At 60.3% G+C, this 22,620-nt stretch carries 15 protein-coding genes and 1 other RNA gene; 11 read left to right on the top strand and 5 right to left on the bottom strand.

Annotated elements, in window-relative coordinates; all coding sequences use genetic code 11:
- Positions 1-16: 16 nt before the first annotated feature.
- The 3 genes from xdhC to xdhA all read right to left on the bottom strand — a co-directional run bounded on the left by xdhC (position 17) and on the right by xdhA (position 4,870).
- Positions 17-862, bottom strand: a complete 846-nt coding sequence (xdhC, locus tag PMI01S_RS06835; protein ID WP_084318657.1) for a xanthine dehydrogenase accessory protein XdhC — start codon at positions 860-862, stop codon at positions 17-19.
- Positions 863-1,023: 161 nt separating this feature from the next.
- Positions 1,024-3,423 carry a xanthine dehydrogenase molybdopterin binding subunit gene (gene xdhB / locus PMI01S_RS06830; protein WP_084318655.1) on the bottom strand — a complete coding sequence of 800 codons (2,400 nt, stop codon included), beginning with the start codon at positions 3,421-3,423 and terminating at the stop codon, positions 1,024-1,026.
- Entirely contained in the window at positions 3,416-4,870 is a 1,455-nt protein-coding gene (xdhA, locus tag PMI01S_RS06825; RefSeq protein WP_084318653.1) for a xanthine dehydrogenase small subunit, read from the bottom strand. Before xdhA ends, xdhB begins: the two co-directional genes overlap by 8 nt.
- 267 nt (positions 4,871-5,137) lie before the next feature.
- Here xdhA and PMI01S_RS06820 point away from each other — a divergent pair, with 267 nt between their 5' ends.
- From PMI01S_RS06820 to ffs, 6 genes are all read left to right on the top strand, one after another.
- Positions 5,138-5,797 (top strand): GntR family transcriptional regulator, encoded by a 660-nt coding sequence (locus PMI01S_RS06820; protein WP_084318828.1) that lies wholly within the window; start codon positions 5,138-5,140, stop codon positions 5,795-5,797.
- Positions 5,798-5,799: 2 nt separating this feature from the next.
- Positions 5,800-9,288: a chromosome segregation protein SMC gene (smc, locus tag PMI01S_RS06815; protein WP_084318651.1), complete on the top strand. Its 3,489-nt coding sequence runs from the start codon at positions 5,800-5,802 to the stop codon at positions 9,286-9,288.
- Positions 9,289-9,546: 258 nt separating this feature from the next.
- Positions 9,547-10,401 carry a cell division protein ZipA gene (zipA, locus tag PMI01S_RS06810; protein ID WP_017337515.1) on the top strand — a complete coding sequence of 285 codons (855 nt, stop codon included), beginning with the start codon at positions 9,547-9,549 and terminating at the stop codon, positions 10,399-10,401.
- Between the two features lie 168 nt (positions 10,402-10,569).
- Positions 10,570-12,927, top strand: a complete 2,358-nt coding sequence (gene ligA / locus PMI01S_RS06805) for an NAD-dependent DNA ligase LigA (protein WP_084318649.1) — start codon at positions 10,570-10,572, stop codon at positions 12,925-12,927.
- Positions 12,928-13,102: 175 nt separating this feature from the next.
- The gene (locus PMI01S_RS06800; RefSeq protein WP_084318647.1) at positions 13,103-14,266 is read left to right on the top strand and encodes a zinc-binding metallopeptidase family protein; all 1,164 of its coding nucleotides are present in this window, start codon (positions 13,103-13,105) and stop codon (positions 14,264-14,266) included.
- A gap of 202 nt (positions 14,267-14,468) precedes the next feature.
- Positions 14,469-14,565, top strand: an RNA gene (gene ffs / locus PMI01S_RS06795) — signal recognition particle sRNA small type.
- Positions 14,566-14,748: 183 nt separating this feature from the next.
- On the opposite strand, the gene PMI01S_RS06790 is transcribed toward ffs, so the two are convergent.
- Positions 14,749-15,063, bottom strand: a complete 315-nt coding sequence (locus PMI01S_RS06790) for a helix-turn-helix domain-containing protein (protein WP_084318645.1) — start codon at positions 15,061-15,063, stop codon at positions 14,749-14,751.
- Between the two features lie 415 nt (positions 15,064-15,478).
- On the opposite strand from PMI01S_RS06790, the gene PMI01S_RS06785 reads away from it, so the two are divergent.
- Complete coding sequence (locus tag PMI01S_RS06785) at positions 15,479-17,179, top strand: putative bifunctional diguanylate cyclase/phosphodiesterase (RefSeq protein WP_084318643.1); 1,701 nt, start codon at positions 15,479-15,481, stop codon at positions 17,177-17,179.
- Positions 17,180-17,241: 62 nt separating this feature from the next.
- Here PMI01S_RS06785 and PMI01S_RS06780 read toward each other — a convergent pair whose 3' ends face one another.
- Positions 17,242-17,976, bottom strand: a complete 735-nt coding sequence (locus PMI01S_RS06780; protein ID WP_084318642.1) for a substrate-binding periplasmic protein — start codon at positions 17,974-17,976, stop codon at positions 17,242-17,244.
- Positions 17,977-18,098: 122 nt separating this feature from the next.
- Here PMI01S_RS06780 and dnaX point away from each other — a divergent pair, with 122 nt between their 5' ends.
- From dnaX to recR, 4 genes are all read left to right on the top strand, one after another.
- Complete coding sequence (gene dnaX, locus PMI01S_RS06775) at positions 18,099-20,174, top strand: DNA polymerase III subunit gamma/tau (RefSeq protein WP_084318640.1); 2,076 nt, start codon at positions 18,099-18,101, stop codon at positions 20,172-20,174.
- A gap of 66 nt (positions 20,175-20,240) precedes the next feature.
- Positions 20,241-20,579 (top strand): YbaB/EbfC family nucleoid-associated protein, encoded by a 339-nt coding sequence (locus tag PMI01S_RS06770; RefSeq protein ID WP_008028561.1) that lies wholly within the window; start codon positions 20,241-20,243, stop codon positions 20,577-20,579.
- 262 nt (positions 20,580-20,841) lie between these two features.
- Entirely contained in the window at positions 20,842-21,876 is a 1,035-nt protein-coding gene (gene curA / locus PMI01S_RS06765) for an NADPH-dependent curcumin/dihydrocurcumin reductase (protein ID WP_084318639.1), read from the top strand.
- 66 nt (positions 21,877-21,942) lie between these two features.
- Positions 21,943-22,545, top strand: coding sequence for a recombination mediator RecR (recR, locus tag PMI01S_RS06760; protein WP_017337523.1), 603 nt, complete (start codon positions 21,943-21,945; stop codon positions 22,543-22,545).
- The last annotated feature ends 75 nt before the right edge of the window (positions 22,546-22,620 follow it).

Raw genomic sequence — 22,620 nt, 5'->3', positions numbered from 1 at the left:
CTCAGTTAGTGGCTCTTTAATTCGAAGCGTGGCTGCGGCGTGAAGCAGGCAGCAGTTTGGCAATCGATGATCCGGTGCTGGCGGTGTGCTGGCCGAAATTCGCGTTATAGGTGGCGATGATTTCGCCGGCGATGGAGATGGCGATTTCCACAGGCAATTTGCCTTTGACTTCGCCGAGACCCATCGGGCAGCGCATGCGTTGCAGCACGGCGCTGTCGAAACCACGGTCGCGCAGGCGATGTTCGAACTTCACCCGTTTGGTTTTCGAACCGATCAGGCCGAAGTAGGCGAAGTCGTTGCGCTTGAGGATCGCAGCGGTGAGTTCAAGGTCGAGTTGGTGGTTGTGAGTCATGACGATGCAGTAGCTGCCGATGGGCAGGTCGTCGATTTCATCCACCGGGTCGTCACTGACAATTTTGTGTACGCCATGGGGGAGCTGTTCAGGGAATTCATCTTCCCGCGAATCGATCCAGCGCACCCGGCAGGGCAGGCTGGCGAGCAGCGGCACCAGTGCGCGACCGACATGGCCGGCACCGAACACGGCGATCTGTGCCTGGACCTGGCCCATCGGCTCGAACAGCAACACGGTCACGCCGCCGCAGCACTGGCCCAGGCTGGCGCCGAGGCTGAAGCGCTCCAGGTGCGTGTCCTGCTTGCCACTGGCGAGCATTTCGCGGCCGATCTGCATGGCCTTGTATTCCAGATGCCCGCCACCGATGGTGTCGAAGGTCTGGCTGGCGCTGATGACCATTTTCGAACCGGCGTTGCGCGGCGTCGAGCCGAGCTCTTCGATGATGGTCACCAACACGCAGGGTTCACCCCGGTTTTGCAGGTCGGCGAGGGCGTCGATCCAGTTGTACATGTTTCACCTCGACATCTTTGTTGTCTGTTCGGGCCTCATCGCCAGCAAGCCGGCTCCTACAGGTTCAGCACAATACTTGTAGGAGTCAGCACGCCGGCTCCTACAGGTTCAGCACAATCCTTGTAGGAGCCGGCTTGCTGGCGATCCAGGCGCCGCGGTCCTTACAGCGAAGCCAACTCGGTTTCGATCGCAACAGTCTTCGCCGCCTTCAACTGCCGCATCTGCTCACAGCCCCACAACACCCGCTCCGGCGTCGCCGGCGCATCGATTTTCGGTTGATGTTTGTAATCGCCCAGACTCGCCACAGCGTCCTTGATCGCGCACCACGCCGCGATGCCGAGCATGAACGGCGGCTCGCCCACCGCCTTGGAGTGGAACACCGTGTCTTCCGGGTTCTTGCGGTTCTCCACCAGCTTCACCCGCAGGTCCAGCGGCATGTCCGCCACGGCCGGGATCTTGTAGCTCGCCGGGCCGTTGGTCATCAGTTTGCCCTTGGCATTCCAGACCAGCTCTTCCATCGTCAGCCACCCCATGCCCTGGATGAAACCGCCCTCGACCTGACCGATGTCGATGGCCGGGTTCAGCGAGGCGCCAACGTCATGGAGGATGTCGGTGCGCAGCATTTTGTACTCGCCGGTCAGGGTGTCGATGATCACTTCGCAGCACGCCGCACCGAACGCGTAGTAGTAGAACGGCCGACCTCGCGCCTGACTGCGGTCGTAGAAGATTTTCGGGGTCTTGTAGAACCCGGTGCTCGACAGCGACACCTGAGCGAAATAGGCCTGCTGGATCAACGCTTCGAAGGTCAGGATGTGATCGCGAACCCGCACGTGACCGTTGTGGAACTCCACGTCTTCTTCGCTGACCTTGTACTGCCGCGCGGCAAATTCCACGAGGCGTTTCTTGATGATTTCCGCGGCGTTCTGTGCAGCTTTACCGTTCAGGTCGGCGCCGCTGGACGCGGCGGTCGGCGAGGTGTTCGGCACTTTGTCGGTGTTGGTCGCGGTGATTTGCACGCGGTCCATTTCCACCTGGAACACTTCGGCCACGACCTGCGCGACTTTGGTGTTCAGACCCTGGCCCATCTCCGTGCCGCCATGGTTCAAGTGGATGCTGCCGTCGGTGTAGACGTGGACCAGCGCACCGGCCTGGTTGAGGAAACTGGCAGTGAAGGAAATACCGAATTTAACCGGCGTCAGCGCCAGGCCTTTTTTCAGGATCGGGCTGTTGGCGTTGTAGCGACGAATCGCTTCGCGGCGCTCGGCGTACTGGCTGCTTTCTTCCAGTTCGGCGGTCATTTCCTCGAGCATGTTGTGCTCGACGGTCTGGTAGTAATGGGTGACGTTGCGCTCGGTCTTGCCGTAGTAATTGGCCTTGCGCACGGCCAGCGGATCGAGGCCCAGATGGCGGGCAATCGCGTCCATCACTTCTTCGATGGCGACCATCCCTTGCGGGCCGCCGAAACCGCGGTAAGCGGTGTTCGACGCGGTGTTGGTCTTGCAGCGGTGTCCGTTGATCGTCGCATCGCCCAAGTAATAGGAGTTGTCGGCGTGGAACATTGCACGGTCGACAATCGAGGCCGACAAGTCCGGCGAGCAACCGCAGTTGCCGGCCAGTTCCAGGGCGATGCCGTGCAGTCGGCCGGTGCTGTCGAAACCGACGTCATACTCGACGTAGAACGGGTGACGCTTGCCGGTCATCAGCATGTCTTCAACGCGCGGCAAGCGCATTTTGGTCGGCTGGCCGGTGAGGTGCGCGATGACGGCGCACAAACATGCCGGGCTCGCCGCCTGAGTTTCCTTGCCGCCGAAACCACCGCCCATGCGGCGCATGTCGACCACGATTTTGTTCATCGAAACGTCCAGAACCTCGGCCACCAGTTTCTGCACTTCGGTGGGGTTCTGGGTCGAGCAGTAGACGATCATCCCGCCATCTTCAGTTGGCATCACCGAAGAGATCTGGGTTTCGAGGTAGAAGTGTTCCTGGCCGCCGATGTGCAGCGTGCCCTGGATGCGATGCTCAGCGGTGGCCAAGGCTCCGGCCGAATCACCACGCTGATGCGTGTGGCTGTCGAGTACAAAGTGGCGTTTGCGCAAGGCTTCGACCACGTCCAGCACCGGCTCGAGATCTTCGTATTCAATGATCGCGGCCATCGCGGCTTTGCGCGCGGTTTCCAGATCTTTCGCTGCAACGGCAAGCACCGGTTGACCGACGAATTGCACATCATCAATCGCCAACAATGGATCACCCGGCAGCAACGGCCCGATGTCTTTCAGACCGGGCACGTCTTCATGGGTGATGGCGATGCGCACGCCTTCGAAGGCGTAGCAGGGCTTGGTGTCGATGCTGATGATTTTCGCGTGGGCACGGTCCGACAGCCGGGCGTAAACGTGCAGCTGGTTCGGAAATTCCAGACGGTCGTCGATGTACTGCGCTTCACCGGACACATGCTTGGCGGCGCTGTCGTGCTTGACGCTGCGGCCGACACCGGTGGTCAGGTCCTTGGCGAACAGTTCAGCCAGTTCGGCCTGGGTCTTCTCTACGGCGTGATGGTTAGACATAAGCGGTCACCCGAGTCTCGATGTGCGGCGTTTGCAGTTCGATGAAGTATTTGCGCAGCAGGTTTTGCGCGCTGAGCAGGCGGTATTCCTTGCTGGCCCGGAAGTCCGAGAGCGGCGTGAAATCTTCGGCCAATGCGGCGCAGGCGCGTTCGACGGTGGCGTGGTTGAAGGGTGAACCGAGTAACACGGCTTCGCAGTGGGCGGCGCGTTTCGGGATGGCAGCCATGCCACCAAACGCCACGCGGGCATCGGCAATCACACCGTTTTCAAGGCGCAGATTGAAGGCGGCGCAAACGGCGGAAATGTCATCGTCCAGGCGCTTGGAAACCTTGTAGGCACGGAACAGCTGTTCGGCACTGGCACGGGGCACGATGATCTTTTCGATGAACTCGCTTTCCTGGCGCGCGGTGACGCGGTAGTCGATGAAGTAGTCTTCCAGCGCCATGGTGCGACGGGTGTCGCCCTTGCACAGAACGATCTGTGCGCCCAAGGCAATCAGCAGCGGTGGCGAGTCACCAATCGGCGAGGCGTTGCCGATGTTGCCGCCGAGGGTGCCCTGGTTGCGAATCTGCAGGGACGCGAAACGTTGCAGCAGTTCGCCGAAGTCCGGGTACTCGGCTTTCAAGGCTTCGTAGCAATCGGAGAGGGCGGTGGCGGCGCCGATTTCCAGGCGATCATCAAAGCGGTCGATGCGCTTCATTTCGGCGACGTTACCGACGTAGATCATCACGGGCAGGGTGCGGTGGAACTGGGTGACTTCCAGCGCCAGGTCCGTACCGCCGGCCAGCAGCCGGGCTTGTGGATAAGCGTCGTAGAGGTCGGCCAGATCGGCCACGGTCAGCGGCACCAGACAGCGCTTGTCGCCACTGTTGAGTTCACCGATGTCGGTGGGGGCGATGGCTTTCAGGCGGGCGATGGTATCGGCTTCGCGAGCATCGAACTGGTCCGGCTGTTTGCCACAGCAGGACTGTTCGGCAGCTTCCAGAATCGGTCGATAGCCGGTGCAGCGGCAGAGGTTGCCGGCCAGCGCTTCGTGCGCTTTATGCGAGTCCGGCTGATCGCTGTTTTTTTGCAGCGCGAACAGCGACATCACGAATCCGGGGGTGCAGAAACCGCACTGCGAGCCGTGGCACTCGACCATGGCTTTCTGCACGCTGTGCAGTTCGCCTTGGTGCTTGAGGTCTTCGACGCTGATCAGTTGTTTGCCGTGCAGCGACGAAACGAACGTCAGGCACGAGTTGAGGCTGCGATAGCGAATGTGTTCGCGGCCATCGTCATCCGTTTGCAGCTCGCCGACCACCACGGTGCACGCGCCGCAGTCACCGCTGGCGCAGCCTTCTTTGGTGCCGGGTTTGCCCACATGGTCGCGCAGATAATTGAGCACGGTCAGGTTCGGGTCCAGGGCGTGCTCGCTACGGAGTTCCTGGTTTAGTAAAAACTGGATCACGGAAGGCCTCGCAGACTCATTATTGTTGTTAACCGACTTGGACCGAATTTATCAGGTCTGACTTTTGGGTCAATGATTTTCTGACTTAAAGGTCAGGAAATGGCATTTTGTCGATCAACAACCTGTTCCTTCATTATTGACCCTCGCGGGATAGCCTGCTTTTTGCTGGATTCGTGCCAAAAACCGCCGAGTGGGCACTCCGCCATGACCCTTCATGTGCGCTACACTGCGCCGCTTGTGCAGATCGAAGAGTTTGAAGGGACAACCATGACGTTCAAGGCGCCGGACAGCCTCGCCGAGCAAATCGCTCACCACCTCGCCGAACGCATCATTCGTGGCGAAATGAAGCCCGGGGAGCGCATCCAGGAACAGAAGGTCACGCTGGCCCTCAATGTCAGCCGCGGCTCGGTCCGCGAAGCCTTGCTGATCCTCGAGCGTCGCCACCTGATCGCGATCCTGCCGCGACGCGGCGCGCATGTGACCGAACTCACCGCGCACAAGGTGCAGAGCCTGTGCACGCTGATGGGCGAGATGTACATCCTGCTCGCCAATGCCGTGGCGACTGGCTGGAAAGTCCAGGCCGACCTGGCGCCGTTCTTGCAGATTCAGCAGCGCCTGACCGCGAGCTACGAGCGCCAGGACATCCATGCCTTCGTCGACGACAGTTTCAATGTGATGCGCGCCACGTACGGGTTTGCCAACAACCCGTACTTGCAGGAAACCGTCGAGAATCTGCAACCGGCCATGAGCCGTGCGTATTTCCTCGCCCTGGAGCAGCGCAAGGCCTCGATGAGCGAGTATCTGGAACTGTTCGAACGCTTGCTCGCGGCCGTGATCGCCCGTGACTATGCGCTGATTCGCACCGTGCTGACCGCGTATTGCCAGCGCAGTTGCGATCTGGTGATCTCTGCCCTGACGGACGCTTAAGCGTGCGGCTCAAGTGCATCAAACTGGCGGGGTTCAAATCCTTCGTCGATCCGACCACGGTGAACTTCCCCAGTAACATGGCGGCGGTGGTCGGGCCCAATGGTTGCGGCAAGTCGAACATCATCGACGCCGTACGCTGGGTGATGGGCGAGAGCTCGGCCAAGAACCTGCGTGGCGAGTCGATGACCGACGTCATCTTCAACGGTTCGACCAGCCGCAAACCGGTGAGCCAGGCGAGTATCGAGCTGGTGTTCGACAACTCCGACGGCACGCTGCTCGGCGAATACGCGGCTTACGCGGAAATCTCCATTCGCCGCAAAGTGACCCGCGACAGCCAGACCACCTATTACCTCAACGGCACCAAATGCCGCCGCCGCGATATCACCGACATCTTCCTCGGTACCGGCCTGGGCCCGCGCAGTTACTCGATCATCGAGCAGGGAATGATCTCCAAGCTGATCGAATCCAAGCCCGAAGACTTGCGCAACTTCATTGAAGAAGCGGCGGGCATCTCCAAGTACAAGGAGCGCCGGCGCGAGACTGAAAACCGCATTCGTCGCACCCACGAAAACCTGGAGCGCCTGACGGACCTGCGCGAAGAGCTTACGCGTCAGCTCGAACGCCTGCACCGCCAGGCCGAGGCCGCCAAGAAGTATCAGGAATACAAGGGCGAGGAGCGTCAGCTCAAGGCGCAACTGTCAGCATTGCGCTGGCAGGCGCTGAACGAACAGGTGGGGCAGCGCGAAGCGATCATCGGCACCCAGGAAGTCACCTTCGAAGCGCTGGTGGCCGAGCAACGCAACGCCGATGCGAGCATCGAACGCTTGCGTGACGGGCACCATGACCTGTCCGAACGCTTCAATCTGGTGCAGGGCCGTTTCTATTCGGTCGGTGGCGACATTGCCCGGGTCGAGCAGAGTATCCAGCACGGTCAGCAACGTTTGCGTCAGTTGCAGGACGATCTGAAAGAAGCCGAGCGCGCGCGTCTGGAAACCGAATCGCATTTGGGCCACGACCGCACATTGCTGCTGACCCTCGGCGAAGAGCTGGACATGCTCACGCCGGAGCAGGAAGTCACCAGCGCCGCCGCCGAAGAAGCCGCCGCCGCGCTGGAAGAATCCGAAACCACCATGCACGGCTGGCAGGAGCAGTGGGACACGTTCAACCTGACCGCCGCCGAGCCGCGTCGCCAATCGGAAGTCCAGCAGTCGCGGATCCAGCAGCTGGAAACCAGCCTGGAACGCCTGGCGGATCGTCAGAAGCGTCTCGGCGAAGAGCGCGCGTTGCTCTCGGCGGACCCGGAAGACGCAGCGATCATGGAACTCAGCGAGCAACTCGCCGCCAGCGAAGCGACACTGGAAGATTTGCAGGCCAGTGAAGAAGCGCAGGTCGAACGCCTTGAGCAGCTGCGTCAGGAGTTGCAGCAAGCGCTGTCGGCCCAACAACAGGCACAGGGTGATTTGCAGCGCCTCAACGGGCGTCTCGCTTCGCTTGAAGCCTTGCAGCAAGCCGCGCTCGATCCGGGCACCGGCACCGCTGAATGGTTGCGTGAGCAGCACCTGGCGGACCGCCCGCGACTGGCCGAAGGCCTGAACGTAGAAGCCGGTTGGGAGCTGGCGGTGGAAACCGTGCTGGGTGCCGATCTGCAAGCGGTGCTGGTGGATGATTTCGGCGATTTCGATCTGGCCGGTTTTGCCCAGGGCGATTTGCGTTTGCTCAGCCCCGCCAGCGATGGCGTGCGCGTTCCCGGCAGCTTGCTCGACAAGGTCGAGGCGCAGGTCGATCTGTCGCCATGGCTGGGTCAGGTCAAACCGGTGGAAAGCCTCGAACAGGCCTTGGCCCTGCGCAGTCAGTTGAGTGCCGGCCAGAGCCTGATCAGTCGTGACGGTTATTGGGTCGGTCGGCACTTTTTGCGGGTGCGCCGCGCCAGCGAAGCGGAAAGCGGTGTGCTGGCTCGCGGACAGGAAATCCAGCAACTGAGCAGCGAACGTGAAGAGCGCGAGGCCACGGTCGAAACCCTGGAAACCCAACTGCAAAATCTCAGGGCGCAGCAGCGTCAGCAGGAAAACGGTCGCGAACATTTGCGTCGTTTGCTGCAGGACGAAGCGCGTCAGCAAGGCGAATTGAAAGCCCAATTGTCCGCTGGAAAAGCCAAGGTCGAACAACTGACCTTGCGCCGTACCCGGCTTGATGAAGAACTCACCGAGCTGGCCGAACAGCGCGCTCTGGAGCACGAAAACATCGGTGAAGCGCGCCTGCAATTGCAGGAGGCCCTCGATGCCATGGCACTGGACACCGAGCAGCGTGAGCTGCTGCTGGCCCAGCGCGACAGCCTGCGCGAGCGGCTTGATCGCGTGCGTCAGGAGGCTCGTCAGCATAAGGATCACGCGCATCAACTGGCGGTGCGTCTGGGGTCGCTCAGGGCGCAACACGACTCGACGCGTCAGGCGCTGGAGCGGCTGGAAATGCAGTCCGAGCGCCTGACAGAAAAACGCGAACAACTGAGCCTCAATCTGGAGGAGGGCGAGGCGCCGCTGGAAGAGCTGCGCCTGAAGCTCGAAGAGTTGCTCGACAAGCGCATGACCGTCGATGAAGAACTCAAGACCGCGCAGATCGCCCTCGAAGACGCCGACCGTGAACTGCGAGACGCCGAGAAGCGCCGCCACCAGGCCGAACAGCAATCGCAGTTGATTCGTGGCCAGATGGAAACGCAACGCATGGAATGGCAAGCCCTGACCGTGCGCCGCAAGACCCTGGAAGATCAGTTGCTGGAAGACGGCTACGACCTGCACGGGGTGCTCGCCACGCTGACCACCGAAGCCAGCGAGAAGGACGCCGAAGAAGAACTCGAGCGCATTGCCGCACGCATTCAGCGTCTCGGTGCGATCAACCTCGCGGCCATCGACGAATATCAGCAACAATCAGAGCGTAAACGTTATCTGGATGCGCAAAACGACGATCTGGTGGAAGCACTGGACACCCTCGAGAACGTGATTCGCAAGATCGACAAGGAAACCCGCAATCGTTTCAAAGATACCTTTGATCAGATCAATGGCGGTTTACAGGCGCTTTTCCCAAAAGTTTTCGGTGGAGGCCGCGCGTATTTGGAACTGACGGGCGAAGATCTACTCGATACAGGGGTGACGATCATGGCGCAGCCGCCCGGAAAGAAGAACAGCACCATCCATTTGCTCTCCGGCGGCGAAAAAGCCCTGACCGCATTGGCCCTGGTTTTTGCGATCTTCAAGTTGAATCCGGCGCCGTTCTGCATGCTCGATGAAGTTGATGCACCACTGGATGACGCTAACGTTGGACGCTACGCACGGTTGGTCAAAGAGATGTCGCAGACGGTGCAGTTCATCTATATCACCCACAACAAGATCGCCATGGAAATGGCCGAACAATTGATGGGGGTGACGATGCACGAACCGGGATGCTCGCGTCTGGTGGCCGTGGATGTCGAGGAGGCGATGGCGATGGTGGAGGCCTGAGTCAGCGCACGTAAGGTGGGTATTTTTAGTTTGTAGGACTTTTTTACCTCCCTCTACTTGCTGGCCAATCGACATATTCGCGCAAGCCATTGTGACAGACGGTGTAAAGTTGCCTTGGGTCGTGCTAGTTTAATGTCAATTTTTCGTATACGTGGGCAAAACGCCTGTCAGAACATAGAGTTGGCGCCACGTTTTAAAGCGGTTTGCGAGTTGTAAACCCCTTATTTTTCAGCATTTTTTATAGAGGCACGGGATTACATGGAAATCGGTCTGCGCGAGTGGCTGATCGTCATCGGCATTATTGTCATTGCCGGTATTCTTTTCGATGGCTGGCGTCGCATGCGCGGCGGCAAGGGAAAACTGAAATTCCGTCTTGACCGGAGTCTGTCCAATTTGCCGGACGAGGACACCAGCGCCGAGCTGTTGGGCCCGCCCCGCGTCCTGGATACCCACAAAGAACCGCAACTGGACGAGCACGACCTGCCGTCGGTGAGCATGCCTGCCCGTGAACCGCGCGAGTCGGGTTCCAAGCGCGGCAAGCGTGGCCATGGTGAACCGTCGCAAGGCGACATGAACCTCAGCCTGGATCTGGACGGCGGCCCGAGCTTCAGCAGCCGTGACGACGATTTCCCGGATGACACCAAGGCCTCGCCATCGGTCAGCGACAAGGAACAACCGCAAGCCGAAGAAGTGCTGGTGATCAGCGTGATCTGCCGCGACGCCGCCGGCTTCAAGGGCCCGGCGCTGTTGCAGAACATTCTGGAAAGCGGTCTGCGTTTCGGCGAAATGGACATCTTCCACCGCCACGAAAGCATGGCCGGCAATGGCGAAGTCCTGTTCTCCATGGCCAATGCGGTCAAGCCGGGCATCTTCGATCTGGACGACATCGATCACTTCAGCACACCGGCGGTGAGTTTCTTCCTCGGCCTGCCAGGCCCGCGTCATCCGAAGCAGGCTTTTGATGTGATGGTGGCTGCAGCACGCAAGTTGTCCCAGGAGCTGAATGGCGAACTGAAGGATGACCAGCGCAGCGTACTGACCGCCCAGACGATCGAGCATTACCGTCAGCGCATCGTAGAATTCGAACGTCGCGCGCTGACCCAGAAGCGCTGAAATTGGCAACGTGCGGGAAGTCGTAATAACCCGTGCCTTGCAGGAGCCGGCTTGCTGGCGATGGCGTCCTCGAACCGGCATCGCCAGCAAGCCGGCTCCTGCAATGATTAAACCGCGTTTACAGATTGAGCAGCCTCGGCTGCTCTTTTGCTTTATGAGAGAACACCCATGACCGCCGCCAAAACCCGCATTCTAGAACTGCGCGCTGAGCTGGATCAGCACAATTATCGCTACCACGTGATGGACGAGCCGAGCATTCCGGACGCTGAATACGACCGGTTGTTCCATGAACTCAAGGCCCTTGAAGCGGCCAACCCTGACCTCATCACCAGCGACTCGCCGACCCAGCGCGTCGGCAGCGCGGCGCTGTCAGCGTTCACTCAAGTGCGTCACGAAGTGCCGATGCTCAGCCTCGGCAATGCCTTTGAAGAAAACGACATGCGCGAGTTCGATCGCCGTGTGACGGAAGGGCTTGATCTGCCGGTCGGCGACTTGTTTGGCGGTGGTGCGGCGGTGGAATACAGCTGTGAACCGAAGCTCGATGGCCTGGCGGTCAGCCTGCTTTATCAGGACGGTGTGCTGGTGCGTGGTGCGACCCGCGGCGACGGTACCACCGGCGAAGACATCAGTGTCAACGTGCGCACCGTGCGCAACATCCCGCTCAAACTGCAAGGCACGGGCTGGCCGGCGACCCTCGAAGTGCGCGGCGAAGTGTTCATGTCCAAAGCCGGTTTCGAACGGCTCAACGCAACGCAACTGGAAGTCGGCGGCAAGACCTTCGCCAACCCGCGCAATGCGGCGGCGGGCAGTTTGCGTCAGCTGGATTCGAAGATCACCGCCAACCGTCCGTTGGAATTCTGCTGCTACGGCATCGGCCAGGTTTCAGCGGACATTGCCGACACGCACATCGGCAATCTGAAGCAGCTTCAGGCGTGGGGCATGCCCATCAGTCGCGAGTTGAAACTGGCCCACGGTATCGATGAGTGCCTGGATTACTACCGCGACATCGGTGAGCGCCGTAACAGCCTGGCCTATGAAATCGACGGCGTGGTGTTCAAGGTCAACAGCATCGCCTCCCAGCGTGAGCTGGGTTTCCGCGCTCGCGAGCCGCGCTGGGCGATTGCCCACAAATTTCCGGCCATGGAAGAACTCACCGAATTGCTCGACGTGGAATTCCAGGTCGGTCGTACCGGTGCAGTCACACCGGTGGCGCGCTTGAAACCGGTCAAGGTGGCGGGCGTCACCGTGGCCAATGCGACGTTGCACAACATGGACGAAGTCGCGCGTCTGGGCCTGATGATCGGCGACACCGTGATCATCCGTCGTGCGGGCGATGTGATTCCGCAAGTGGTGCAAGTGGTCATGGAGCGCCGTCCGGACAATGCGCGTCCGGTACAGATCCCGCAGAAGTGCCCGGTTTGCGGTTCCCATGTCGAACGCACGCAACTGGTCAAGCGCAGCAAGGGTCGCGAGACCGTCAGTGAGGGCGCGGTGTATCGCTGCGTCGGTCGACTGGCCTGTGGTGCGCAGCTCAAGCAGGCGATCATTCACTTTGTCTCGCGTCGCGCGATGGACATTGAAGGGCTGGGCGATAAAAGCGTCGAGCAACTGGTCGATGAAGGCCTGGTGAGTTCTCCGGCCGACCTTTATGCGTTGAAGTTTGACGACATTGTCGATCTGGAAGGGTTTGCGGAGCTGTCGAGCAAGAAGCTGCTCAGCGCCATCGAAGACAGTAAAAAACCGAGCCTTGCGCGGTTTATCTACGCCCTGGGGATTCCCGATGTCGGCGAGGAGACGGCCAAGGTGCTGGCGCGCTCTCTCGGTTCGCTGGAGCGGGTTCAGCAAGCATTGCCGCACGTGCTCACGTATTTGCCGGATGTCGGCCTGGAAGTGGCTCACGAGATCCACAGCTTCTTTGAAGATGCGCATAACCGGCAGGTAATCGCGGATCTGCTCAGGCATGGCCTGCAGATTCAGGATCAGGGCGACCTGGGCGCCGAGTTTGCAGCGAGCACCACGCTGGGCGGTTTCCTCGACAAGTTGCACATTCCTTCGGTCGGGCCGGGCGGGGCGCAGAAACTGGCGGACAAGTTTGGTTCGCTGGAAGGCGTGTTCGGCGCTGACTGGCTGGACATGCGTCAGGCGCTGCCAGAGAAACAGGCCAATTCGGTTCGCGAGTTTTTTGCCGTGGCGGACAATCGCCAGATCGCTGAAGCCGCTGAAAAGCAGTTGCGCGATTTCGGCATGCACTGGCAGAGCGAGAAGAAGGTCGTCGAGGGACTGCCGCTGGCCGGACAGACCTGGGTGCTGACCGGTTCGCTGGAATTGATGAGCCGTGACGTCGCCAAGGACAAGCTGGAAAGCCTGGGCGCCAAGGTGGCCGGCTCGGTGTCGGCCAAGACCCATTGCGTGGTGGCGGGGCCGGGTGCGGGCTCCAAGTTGGCCAAGGCCAATGAGCTCGGGTTGAAGGTTCTCGATGAAGAAGCGTTTGTCGATTTCCTGAAGAAACACGGCATCCCGATCTGACACCGGGAAGTGCAAGATCAAAAGATCGCAGCCTTCGGCAGCTCCTACAGGGTGTACGCTCATCAAGGTAGGAGCTGCCGAAGGCTGCGATCTTTTGATTTTCCTCACATAAAATGCGGGAACGATCTTCGCGCGGCAATGATCTAGTCTTGGCAAGCCCCAGGGAGAGATCGCCATGCACCGCTTCTTCGAACAGCTCAGCTCGCGCATTGCCGCGCCCTTCACCGGCGAGCGTTCGCGCAACAGCAAGGTCTGGCATTGCCGCTGCGGGCAGTCGCTGTTCTTTCGCAACAGCCAGTGCCTGGCCTGTTCGGCGGCGCTGGGTTATCAGCCTGAGCACAGTCGTTTGTCGTCGCTGCAACCCGGCCAGCAGGCGGATACCTGGATTCTCGACGCCGATCCCGACGCCGGTATGTTCCGCCGCTGCGCCAATCTCGATTCCCCTGCCGCGTGCAACTGGCTATTGCCTGCCAACGACCACGATGCGTTATGTATCGCCTGTAGCCTGAATCGCACCATTCCTGATTTGTCGATTCCTGAGAATCACGAACGCTGGCGCAAGGTCGAAACCGCCAAGCGTCGTCTGGTTGCACAGTTGATCAGCCTGGGTTTGCAGGTCATTCCCAAAACCGCGGACGAAGAGACCGGCCTGGCCTTCGATTTCATTGGCGTCGACCTCGAAGGCAAACCGCCGACGACTGGCCATGCCAACGGCCTGATCACCCTCGACATCAAGGAAGCCGACGACGCCCACCGTGAGCAAGTCCGGGTGCAAATGCACGAACCCTATCGCACGCTGCTCGGGCACTTTCGTCATGAGGTCGGACACTATTATTGGGATCGGCTGATCGCCGGCAGCCCTTGGCTGGAGCCGTTTCGCAACCTGTTCGGTGACGAGCGCGCGAGTTACGCCGATGCCCTTGATCGCCATTACCAGCAAGGCGCGCCGCTCGACTGGCAGCAGCAGTTCGTCAGCGCCTACGCCACTATGCATCCATGGGAAGACTGGGCGGAAACCTGGGCGCACTACCTGCACATGATGGATGCGGTGGACACTGCACTCGGTTTCGGCATGAGCGCGCGGGAAATGGATTTCGACTACCAGCCATTTCCGTCCACAACCCTCTACGATCCGCAGCATCCCGGGGGTATGGCGTTCCTGTCCTTCGTCAATGCCTGGATCGAACTGGCTGGCATGCTCAACGAGCTATCGCGCAGCATGGGCCAACCGGATTTCTACCCGTTCGTCCTGTCGCCGGCGGTGATCGCCAAGTTGCACTTTATTCACCTGGTGATCCAGCAGGAGGGCGGCAGGGCGGATGAGGTGTTGGCGCAATGAGATCAAAAGATCGCAGCCTTCGGCAGCTTCTACATGAATGGGCGTACACCTGTAGGCGCTGCCGAAGGCTGCGACCTTTTCAAGCGCGCCGCATGTCCTTGAACCCGCTCATGTTTTTTATCTACACCCAACGGTTGTAACTTCGTCTCAGACAGGTACAATGGCGCGGCTCGCCGTCAGGTGAGCGTCGTTATGGTGACCCCATCGGTCCCCCCGCAACGATTACCCGTGAACCTGGTCAGATCCGGAAGGAAGCAGCCACAGCGGGAACATTGTGTGCCGGGGTGTGGCTGGTGGGGTTGCCTCCATAACGCACCGCGAGCCCTCTCTCGCGTTATCCATCAAAAAATACCGTTTTATTGTTCTGCCATGGTTCTCGTCCAGGGCGGATTTTCGTCGTTTGGGTTTTTGAAAACGGCGCAAAAAAAGGAGGTTGACCTGTCAAACCACGACAGGTCGGCCTCCTTTTTTCATTTCTGTCACTAAGGCTTGGACAAGGCCTGGTCAACCGCTGCAATCAGCTTTCCCAGATCCTTCGGGGTGGCTTTATGTATGACTGCGAACAGGTACGCCCGCTGTTCGTCTTCGTCGCCCAAATCTGCGAAAAAGGCTTTCAGCTTCACGTCCAGCACGTCGGCAAGCAGGAACAGGGCTTCCACGCTGGGAGTGTAGGTGCCGGTTTCGAAGCGGCTGATGGTTTTGGGGTCAAAACCGGTTTTTTCGCCGAGTTCAGCCTGAGTAAGCCCCGCGACCTTGCGGTAACGCCGGATGGCTGGACCCAAACTTGAAATTTGCATCGCTCAATTCCCATTTAGAATCAAGAACTTAACGATAGATTTTCGCATTAGACAACCGCATGATTCATCACCTTGCTTTGCAAAATGTGATGCATTTCGTAGAATCGCCGATCCAGAGGGGTATTCGGTGATCTGTTTTCGGAAGTTCGGCTGATATGGAAGAGCCAGCATTGCGCTCGTGCGAGCGGTATGTGAAGCGCTGACGCGACCTGAGGCCTTGCAAAATGTTACCGAAATCGTGGTTGCTGCTCTTTATCAGGGTCTTTGAGACTAGTTGATCTTCGGCTGCCAATGGGCCATCAATCGCTGTAAATGGAGTGATCACGTGGCTCTGCGCAGTACGATTCAAAACATCTCTTCCGGGCATTGTGCGCTGGTCGAGCGGTACCACCGCTAGCGACAGTGAGCGTGACTCATGGATGAGAAATACCGCAGGGCCGTTGATGCCGCCGCCATTTTTTCCGAGACCGATCTGACCGGCCGGATTACCTACGTCAATGATCAGTTTTGCGCCATATCTGGCTATAGCCGGGATGAACTGCTCGGGCAGAACCATCGCCTGCTCAACTCCGGCCTGCATTCCGCTGATTTTTTTGCCGGGATGTGGCGCACCATCGCATTGGGCAATGTCTGGAAGGGCGAGATCTGCAATCGCGCCAAGGATGGCCGTCTGTATTGGGTCGAAAGCACCCTGGTGCCGGTGCTGGATGACGCCACCGGGCGGATTCACCGTTACCTGGCGATTCGTTTCGACATCAGCGAAAAACGCCAATTGCTGCATTCCCTGCAATGGCGGGTCGGCCATGACGTGTTGACCGGGCTGCCCAACCGCGCGTTTCTCTCGGATTTACTGGATCAGGCGCTGGCCTTCTCCCGCGAGGAAAACATTCCGCTGGCGGTGTGCATGCTCGACCTCGATGGCTTCAAGGCGGTCAACGATGGCTACGGGCATGCCAGTGGCGACCTGTTGCTGGTGGAGGTGGCCAAGCGTCTGCGCGACATTGTTCGCGGCGAGGATGTGGTGGCGCGACTGGCCGGCGACGAGTTCGTGCTGGTGTTGCGTTATGTGCGTGATGTGTCGGAGTTGCGCGCGGCGCTGAACCGAGTGCTGGGGGCGATCTCCGCACCGTACGCGCTGCAGGGCAAGGCCTTGAATGTCTATGCCAGCATCGGCGTCACCCTGTTTCCCCACGACAACGAAGACGCCGAAACCCTGCTGCGTCACGCCGATCAGGCCATGTATGTGGCCAAGCAGAGCGGGCGCAATCGTTTCCATTTGTTCGATGTGTTCCGGGATCAAGAGGTCAAGGCCACTCACCAGACTGTCGAACGGGTACGCCAGGCGCTGGCTGCCGGTGAACTGCGCCTGTATTTCCAGCCCAAGGTCAATATGCGACACGGCGTTGTCGTCGGCTTCGAGGCGCTGTTGCGCTGGGAGCACCCGCGAGACGGCACGGTGCCGGCCAAGGAGTTCCTGCCGCTGGTGGAGGAAACGGACCTGATCATCGATATCGGTGAGTGGGTGATGGATCAGGTGTTGTTGCAGTTGGACCGTTGGCAGCAAGCGGGGCAGGGCTGGCCGATCAGCGTCAACATTGCCGCCCGGCATTTTCAGCGGGCGGACTTCGTCGACCGCCTCAGGCAGGTGCTTGCCCGGCATGACCGGGTCGCGCCGCAGATGCTCGACCTGGAAATCGTCGAGTCGGTGGCCATCGAAAACATCCAGCATGTCAGCGCTTGTCTGCAGGCCTGTCAGGCGCTCGGTGTACAGTTTTCATTGGGCGACTTTGGCACCGGGTATTCATCGTTGAGCTACCTCAAGCGCTTGCGCACCCAGACCATCAAGATCGACAAGTCGTTTATCCGCGACATTCTGCATGATCACGATGACTTGGCCCTGACCACGGCGGTCATTGGCCTGGCCCGGGCGTTTGGCCGACAGGTGGTCGCCGAGGGGCTGGAAAGCATTGAGCATGGTGAGCTGTTGTTGCAGCTGGGGTGCGACGTTGCCCAGGGTTACTTCATCGCTCGACCGATGCCGGCGGCGGAGGTGCCGGGCTGGGTCGAGGGGTTTGTTGCACCGCTGCAATGGCGGGGGCTGGATCAAACAGCCTGACCTCGTTTGTCGGGCATATGAAGATCAAATGTAGGAGCGAGCAAGCTCGCTCCCACAGGTTTTTACGGTTTGCCGACGTAAAGCCGGATGATGTCATCGATCTCCCCGGACATTTTCATCCTCAGCAAGGTGCGCAGAATGCGCTGCGCCGGCACTTTCGGATCATTGCGCACGTAGCAACCGACACTCTGCTCCTGCAGCACCGCCACGCCTTGCAGTTGCCCGTCAGGCAGCAAGCGTTGATTGAACCAGTCGAGCGTCCACTGGTTGCTCACGGCATAGCGATAACGTCCGGCCAGAAGCTTGTCCAGCACTTGATCCTGGTTGCGCGCGTCTTCGCGAATCAGGCGGCCGGCATCGAACAGTGGCTGCAGGGCCGGGTAGCTGTAACCCAAAACCGTACCGATGGCTTGTCGCGGCAAGTTTGCCGGAGTCACCGCGATCTCCGGTTGTTGCCGGCTGATCAGCATGTCGGGCTGATTCCAGAGGGGAATGCTCCAGAGGTAGTCCTCGGGATTCGGCAGCCACGACTGCGCGGCATAGCAGCGGACATCGACCTCGCCGTGTTCCATCGCGCCTTGCACCCGCGCCCGGGGCAGCACGTGAAACTCGGCCGGAACGCCGACCTGGGTGGCGAGGCTGACCATTACGTCATGCAGGATGCCCTGGGTCGGTCGGCCGCGCTCCAGTTGCACCATCGGCATCGCCCAGCTGTCGGGCACCACGAAACGCAACGGCACGTCGGTGGCAGCGCTGTTCAGGCTGATCAACAGCAGTGCCCCCAAGGCCAGCCGCATAAACACTCCGATAAATACCCCCAAAGAGCATCTTAGCCAGATTAGACGAGCGCGCCGGATGCAATTTTGGCCTTGCTCCGCTAGCATTAGCCGCTTCTGTTCCTTCGTTGCGACGGTTTTCGATGAGTTATCAGGTTCTTGCACGTAAATGGCGTCCGCGCTCGTTCCGCGAAATGGTCGGCCAGACCCATGTGCTCAAGGCTCTGATCAATGCCTTGGACAGCCAACGGCTGCACCACGCTTACCTGTTTACCGGAACGCGCGGGGTCGGCAAGACCACCATCGCGCGGATCATCGCCAAATGCCTGAACTGTGAAACAGGTATCACTTCGACGCCCTGTGGCGAGTGCTCGGTGTGTCGCGAGATCGATGAAGGCCGCTTCGTCGACCTGATCGAGATCGACGCCGCGAGCCGGACCAAGGTCGAGGACACCCGCGAGCTGCTCGACAACGTGCAGTACGCCCCGAGTCGCGGTCGCTTCAAGGTCTACCTGATCGACGAAGTGCACATGCTCTCCAGCCATTCCTTCAATGCGCTGCTGAAAACCCTCGAAGAGCCACCGCCCTACGTCAAATTCATTCTGGCGACGACTGATCCGCAGAAACTTCCTGCAACGATTTTGTCGCGATGCCTGCAGTTCTCCCTGAAAAACATGACCCCGGAACGCGTGGTCGAGCATTTGACCCACGTGCTGGGCGTCGAGAATGTGCCGTTCGAAGACGATGCACTGTGGCTGCTGGGCCGCGCCGCCGATGGTTCGATGCGCGACGCCATGAGCCTGACCGACCAGGCGATTGCCTTCGGTGAGGGCAAAGTCATGGCCGCCGACGTGCGGGCAATGCTCGGGACGCTCGATCACGGTCAGGTTTACGACGTACTGCATGCGCTGATCGAAGGCGACGCCAAGGCGTTGCTCGAGGCCGTCCGTCATCTGGCCGAACAAGGCCCGGACTGGAACGGCGTGCTTTCGGAAATTCTTAACGTGCTGCACCGTGTCGCCATCGCCCAGGCCTTGCCTGAAGGTGTCGACAATGGTCACGGCGACCGTGATCGGGTGTTGGCGCTGGCCCAGGCCTTGCCGGCCGAAGACGTGCAGTTCTACTACCAGATGGGCCTGATCGGCCGCCGCGATTTGCCGCTGGCGCCTGACCCGCGTGGTGGTTTTGAAATGGTCTTGCTGCGAATGCTGGCGTTCCGGCCCGCAGACACCGAAGACGCACCGAGGCAACCGCTAAAGCCAGTGGGGATCAGCCAGGCCACAGTTGATTCCGCAAACTCAGTGGCTGCCGCGCCGGTTGTTGCGCCGGTGGTCGCTGCGGCAGTTGCACCGGTCGCTGCGGTTGTTGCTCCAGTTCCCGCACCAGAGCCTGAGCCGGTCGCGCCCGTTGTCGTGCCTGAACCGGTTGTCGTGCCCGAGCCAGCCGCGGTTGAAGCCGTCGTCGATCTGCCATGGAACGACCCGGTAGAGCCCGAAATCGTTCAGCAGCCAGCCGTCGAGCCGGTGCTGGAAACAGCTGGCGAGCAACCCGAATTGCCCCCGATGCCGTTGCCGACGCCTGATAGCGTTGTGCCGGACGCGCCGGAGTGGGCCGCTGCGCCAATCCCCGAGCCGTCCGTGGCCGACGTCGACGCCGCTACACCGGGTATCGACCCCGACGACGAGCCGCCGCTGGATGAGGATTACATCGAGCCGGACATGGATTCGGCTTACAGCTACCTCGACGAACTGGCCAGCGAACATACCGCCGAGCCAGCGCCGGAGCCCGAGCCTGAACCGGCCGCGATGCCCGCCACCGGTCTGGCCCTGCAATGGCTGGAGCTGTTCCCGAAATTGCCGATTTCCGGCATGACCGGCAGCATCGCCGCCAACTGCACGCTGATCTCCGTGGAGGGCGATCATTGGCTGATGCACCTGGACCCGGCCCACAGCGCCTTGTTCAATGCGACCCAGCAGCGTCGTCTCAATGATGCGTTGAACCAGTTTCACGGGCGCACGCTGACCCTGAGCATGGAGCTGATCAAGCCCGAGCAGGAAACCCCGGCACAGGCCGCCTCCCGGCGCCGTGCAAACCGCCAGCGCGAGGCCGAGGAATCGATCCACGGTGATCCGTTCATCCAGCAAATGATGCAGCAGTTCGGTGCGGTGGTCCGTAACGATACTATTGAACCTGTCGAAGCCCTGGCCAGTCAGGGCTAATAACTGAAGGCGTTCGGCCGCATGGGCCGGGCGCTGTTTTTATCCAAGTACTTTGAGGTGATTCCCATGATGAAAGGTGGCATGGCCGGCCTGATGAAGCAGGCGCAGCAGATGCAGGAAAAAATGGCCAAGATGCAGGAAGAACTGGCCAACGCCGAAGTCACCGGTAAAGCCGGTGGCGATATGGTCACCGTGGTGATGACCGGTCGTCACGACGTCAAGCGCGTGACCATCGACCCAAGCCTGGTCGAAGGCCTGAGCGAAGACGACAAGGAAATGCTGGAGGCTGTGTTCGCCGCCGCCGTCAACGACGCCGTGCGCAAGATCGAAGCCAACAGCCAGGACAAGATGTCCGGCATGACCGCTGGCATGCAATTGCCACCCGGCATGAAACTGCCATTCTGATTCGCCAAAGCGCGTCGGATGAGCTAAAAAAAAATGCCAGGCATTGCGCCTGGCATTTTTGTTTCTGTCTGTTGGAATAGTGATGCCTGTGAGGCCGCCTTCGCGAGCAAGCCCGCTCCCACAGGTGACCGCGTTCCAATGTGGGAGCGGGCTTGCTCGCGAAGAGGTCGACTCGGTCCCGGACAAAAACATCGAACGCCCCACCGCCACAAAGGTCTGCTCCCCTATACCGCCGAATTCATCGATCAAAGGAGACGCTCACATGCCAGAAGCATTGACCCTCAACCAACGTATCGTCCTGGCGTCCCGCCCGGTTGGCGCACCGACGCCAGAGAATTTTCGCCTGGAAAGGGAAGCGCTGCCGGACCTGGCCGACGGTCAGGTGCTGCTCAAGACCCTTTTTCTTTCACTGGACCCCTACATGCGCGGACGCATGAGTGACGCGCCTTCCTACGCGGCGCCGGTAGAAATCGGCGAGGTGATGACTGGCGGGGCTGTCAGCCGGGTCGAGCGTTCGATGAATCCCAGGTTTCACGAAGGTGATCTGGTCGTCGGCGCTACCGGGTGGCAGAGCCACAGCATCAGCGACGGTCGCAACATCACTCCCGTGCCGTCCGGGCTGCCGAGCCCGTCGATGGCGCTGGGCGTGCTCGGCATGCCTGGGATGACCGCTTACATGGGGTTGATGGACATCGGCCAACCCCAATCCGGCGAAACCCTGGTGGTCGCTGCGGCGTCCGGTGCCGTGGGTTCGGTGGTCGGCCAGGTGGCGAAGATCAAGGGCCTGCGTGTGGTCGGTGTGGCGGGTGGCGCGGACAAGTGCCGTTATGTGGTAGATGAGCTGGGCTTCGATGCCTGCATCGATCACAAGAGCCCCGACTTCGCCCATGAGCTGGCGCTGGCATGTCCCCAGGGCATCGACATCTATTACGAGAACGTCGGTGGCAAGGTTTTCGACGCGGTGGTGCCGTTGCTCAACCCCAAGGCTCGCATTCCACTTTGCGGTTTGATCGCGTCGTACAATGCCCACGAGGCCCCGACCGGCCCGGATCGCCTGCCGCAATTGCAGCGCACGTTGTTGACCAAACGTGTGCGCATCCAGGGTTTCATCGTGTTTGATGACTATGGTGATCGCCAGCCGGAATTTATCAGCGCCATGGCGCCGTGGGTGCGCGACGGCAAGGTGAAATTCCGTGAAGACGTGGTCGATGGTCTCGAAAATGCACCCGAGGCGTTCATCGGTCTGCTGGAAGGACGCAACTTCGGCAAACTGGTGGTGCGGGTCGCTCAGGACTGAATAATTGACGCTCATTCGAGGCGCGGGTATAAACCGCGTCTCGTTGTTTTGTCGGACGTTTCCCCCATGAGCTTCAGCCCTTTGATTCGCCAACTGATCGATGCCCTGCGAATTTTGCCAGGCGTGGGTCAGAAAACTGCCCAGCGCATGGCCTTGCAGCTGCTCGAACGTGATCGCAGCGGTGGCTCGCGCCTGGCGTCGGCGTTGAGCCAGGCCATGGAAGGCGTGGGGCACTGCCGTTTGTGCCGCACGCTGACCGAAGACGACCTGTGCCCGCAATGTGCCGATACCCGTCGCGACGACACCTTGCTGTGCGTGGTGGAAGGACCGATGGATGTCTACGCGGTGGAGCAGACCGGTTTCCGTGGACGCTATTTCGTGCTCAAGGGCCATCTGTCACCGCTCGACGGGCTCGGGCCGGAAGCCATCGGGATTCCGCAGTTGCTGGCACGGATCGAAGAGGCGGGTACCTTCACCGAAGTCATTCTCGCGACCAACCCGACGGTCGAAGGTGAAGCTACGGCGCACTACATCGCCCAGTTGCTCAACAACAAAGGCCTGATCGCCTCGCGTATCGCCCACGGCGTGCCGTTGGGTGGCGAGCTGGAATTGGTGGACGGCGGGACGTTGGCGCATTCGTTTGCGGGGCGTAAGCCGATCGCTTTGTAGTGTTCGAACCGACGCCATCGTCGGAACGCCGCCCGCAGCAAGCCGGCTCCTACAGAGATATCACGCGTCCTTGTA

The sequence above is a fragment of the Pseudomonas migulae NBRC 103157 genome (assembly GCF_002091715.1).
In the GTDB taxonomy this organism is placed as follows: Bacteria; Pseudomonadota; Gammaproteobacteria; order Pseudomonadales; family Pseudomonadaceae; genus Aquipseudomonas; species Aquipseudomonas migulae_A.
This window is presented reverse-complemented; position numbering and strand designations above follow the sequence as displayed.

Coding starts and splice junctions, on each gene's coding strand:
- PMI01S_RS06820 (WP_084318828.1), top strand. CDS start 5,138: ATGACGTTCAAGGCGCCGGACAGCCTCGCCGAGCAAATCGCTCACCAC.
- recR (WP_017337523.1), top strand. CDS start 21,943: ATGAGCTTCAGCCCTTTGATTCGCCAACTGATCGATGCCCTGCGAATT.
- xdhB (WP_084318655.1), bottom strand. CDS start 3,423: ATGTCTAACCATCACGCCGTAGAGAAGACCCAGGCCGAACTGGCTGAA.
- PMI01S_RS06780 (WP_084318642.1), bottom strand. CDS start 17,976: ATGCGGCTGGCCTTGGGGGCACTGCTGTTGATCAGCCTGAACAGCGCT.
- xdhC (WP_084318657.1), bottom strand. CDS start 862: ATGTACAACTGGATCGACGCCCTCGCCGACCTGCAAAACCGGGGTGAA.
- dnaX (WP_084318640.1), top strand. CDS start 18,099: ATGAGTTATCAGGTTCTTGCACGTAAATGGCGTCCGCGCTCGTTCCGC.
- PMI01S_RS06770 (WP_008028561.1), top strand. CDS start 20,241: ATGATGAAAGGTGGCATGGCCGGCCTGATGAAGCAGGCGCAGCAGATG.
- PMI01S_RS06800 (WP_084318647.1), top strand. CDS start 13,103: ATGCACCGCTTCTTCGAACAGCTCAGCTCGCGCATTGCCGCGCCCTTC.
- zipA (WP_017337515.1), top strand. CDS start 9,547: ATGGAAATCGGTCTGCGCGAGTGGCTGATCGTCATCGGCATTATTGTC.
- PMI01S_RS06785 (WP_084318643.1), top strand. CDS start 15,479: ATGGATGAGAAATACCGCAGGGCCGTTGATGCCGCCGCCATTTTTTCC.
- PMI01S_RS06790 (WP_084318645.1), bottom strand. CDS start 15,063: ATGCAAATTTCAAGTTTGGGTCCAGCCATCCGGCGTTACCGCAAGGTC.
- curA (WP_084318639.1), top strand. CDS start 20,842: ATGCCAGAAGCATTGACCCTCAACCAACGTATCGTCCTGGCGTCCCGC.
- ligA (WP_084318649.1), top strand. CDS start 10,570: ATGACCGCCGCCAAAACCCGCATTCTAGAACTGCGCGCTGAGCTGGAT.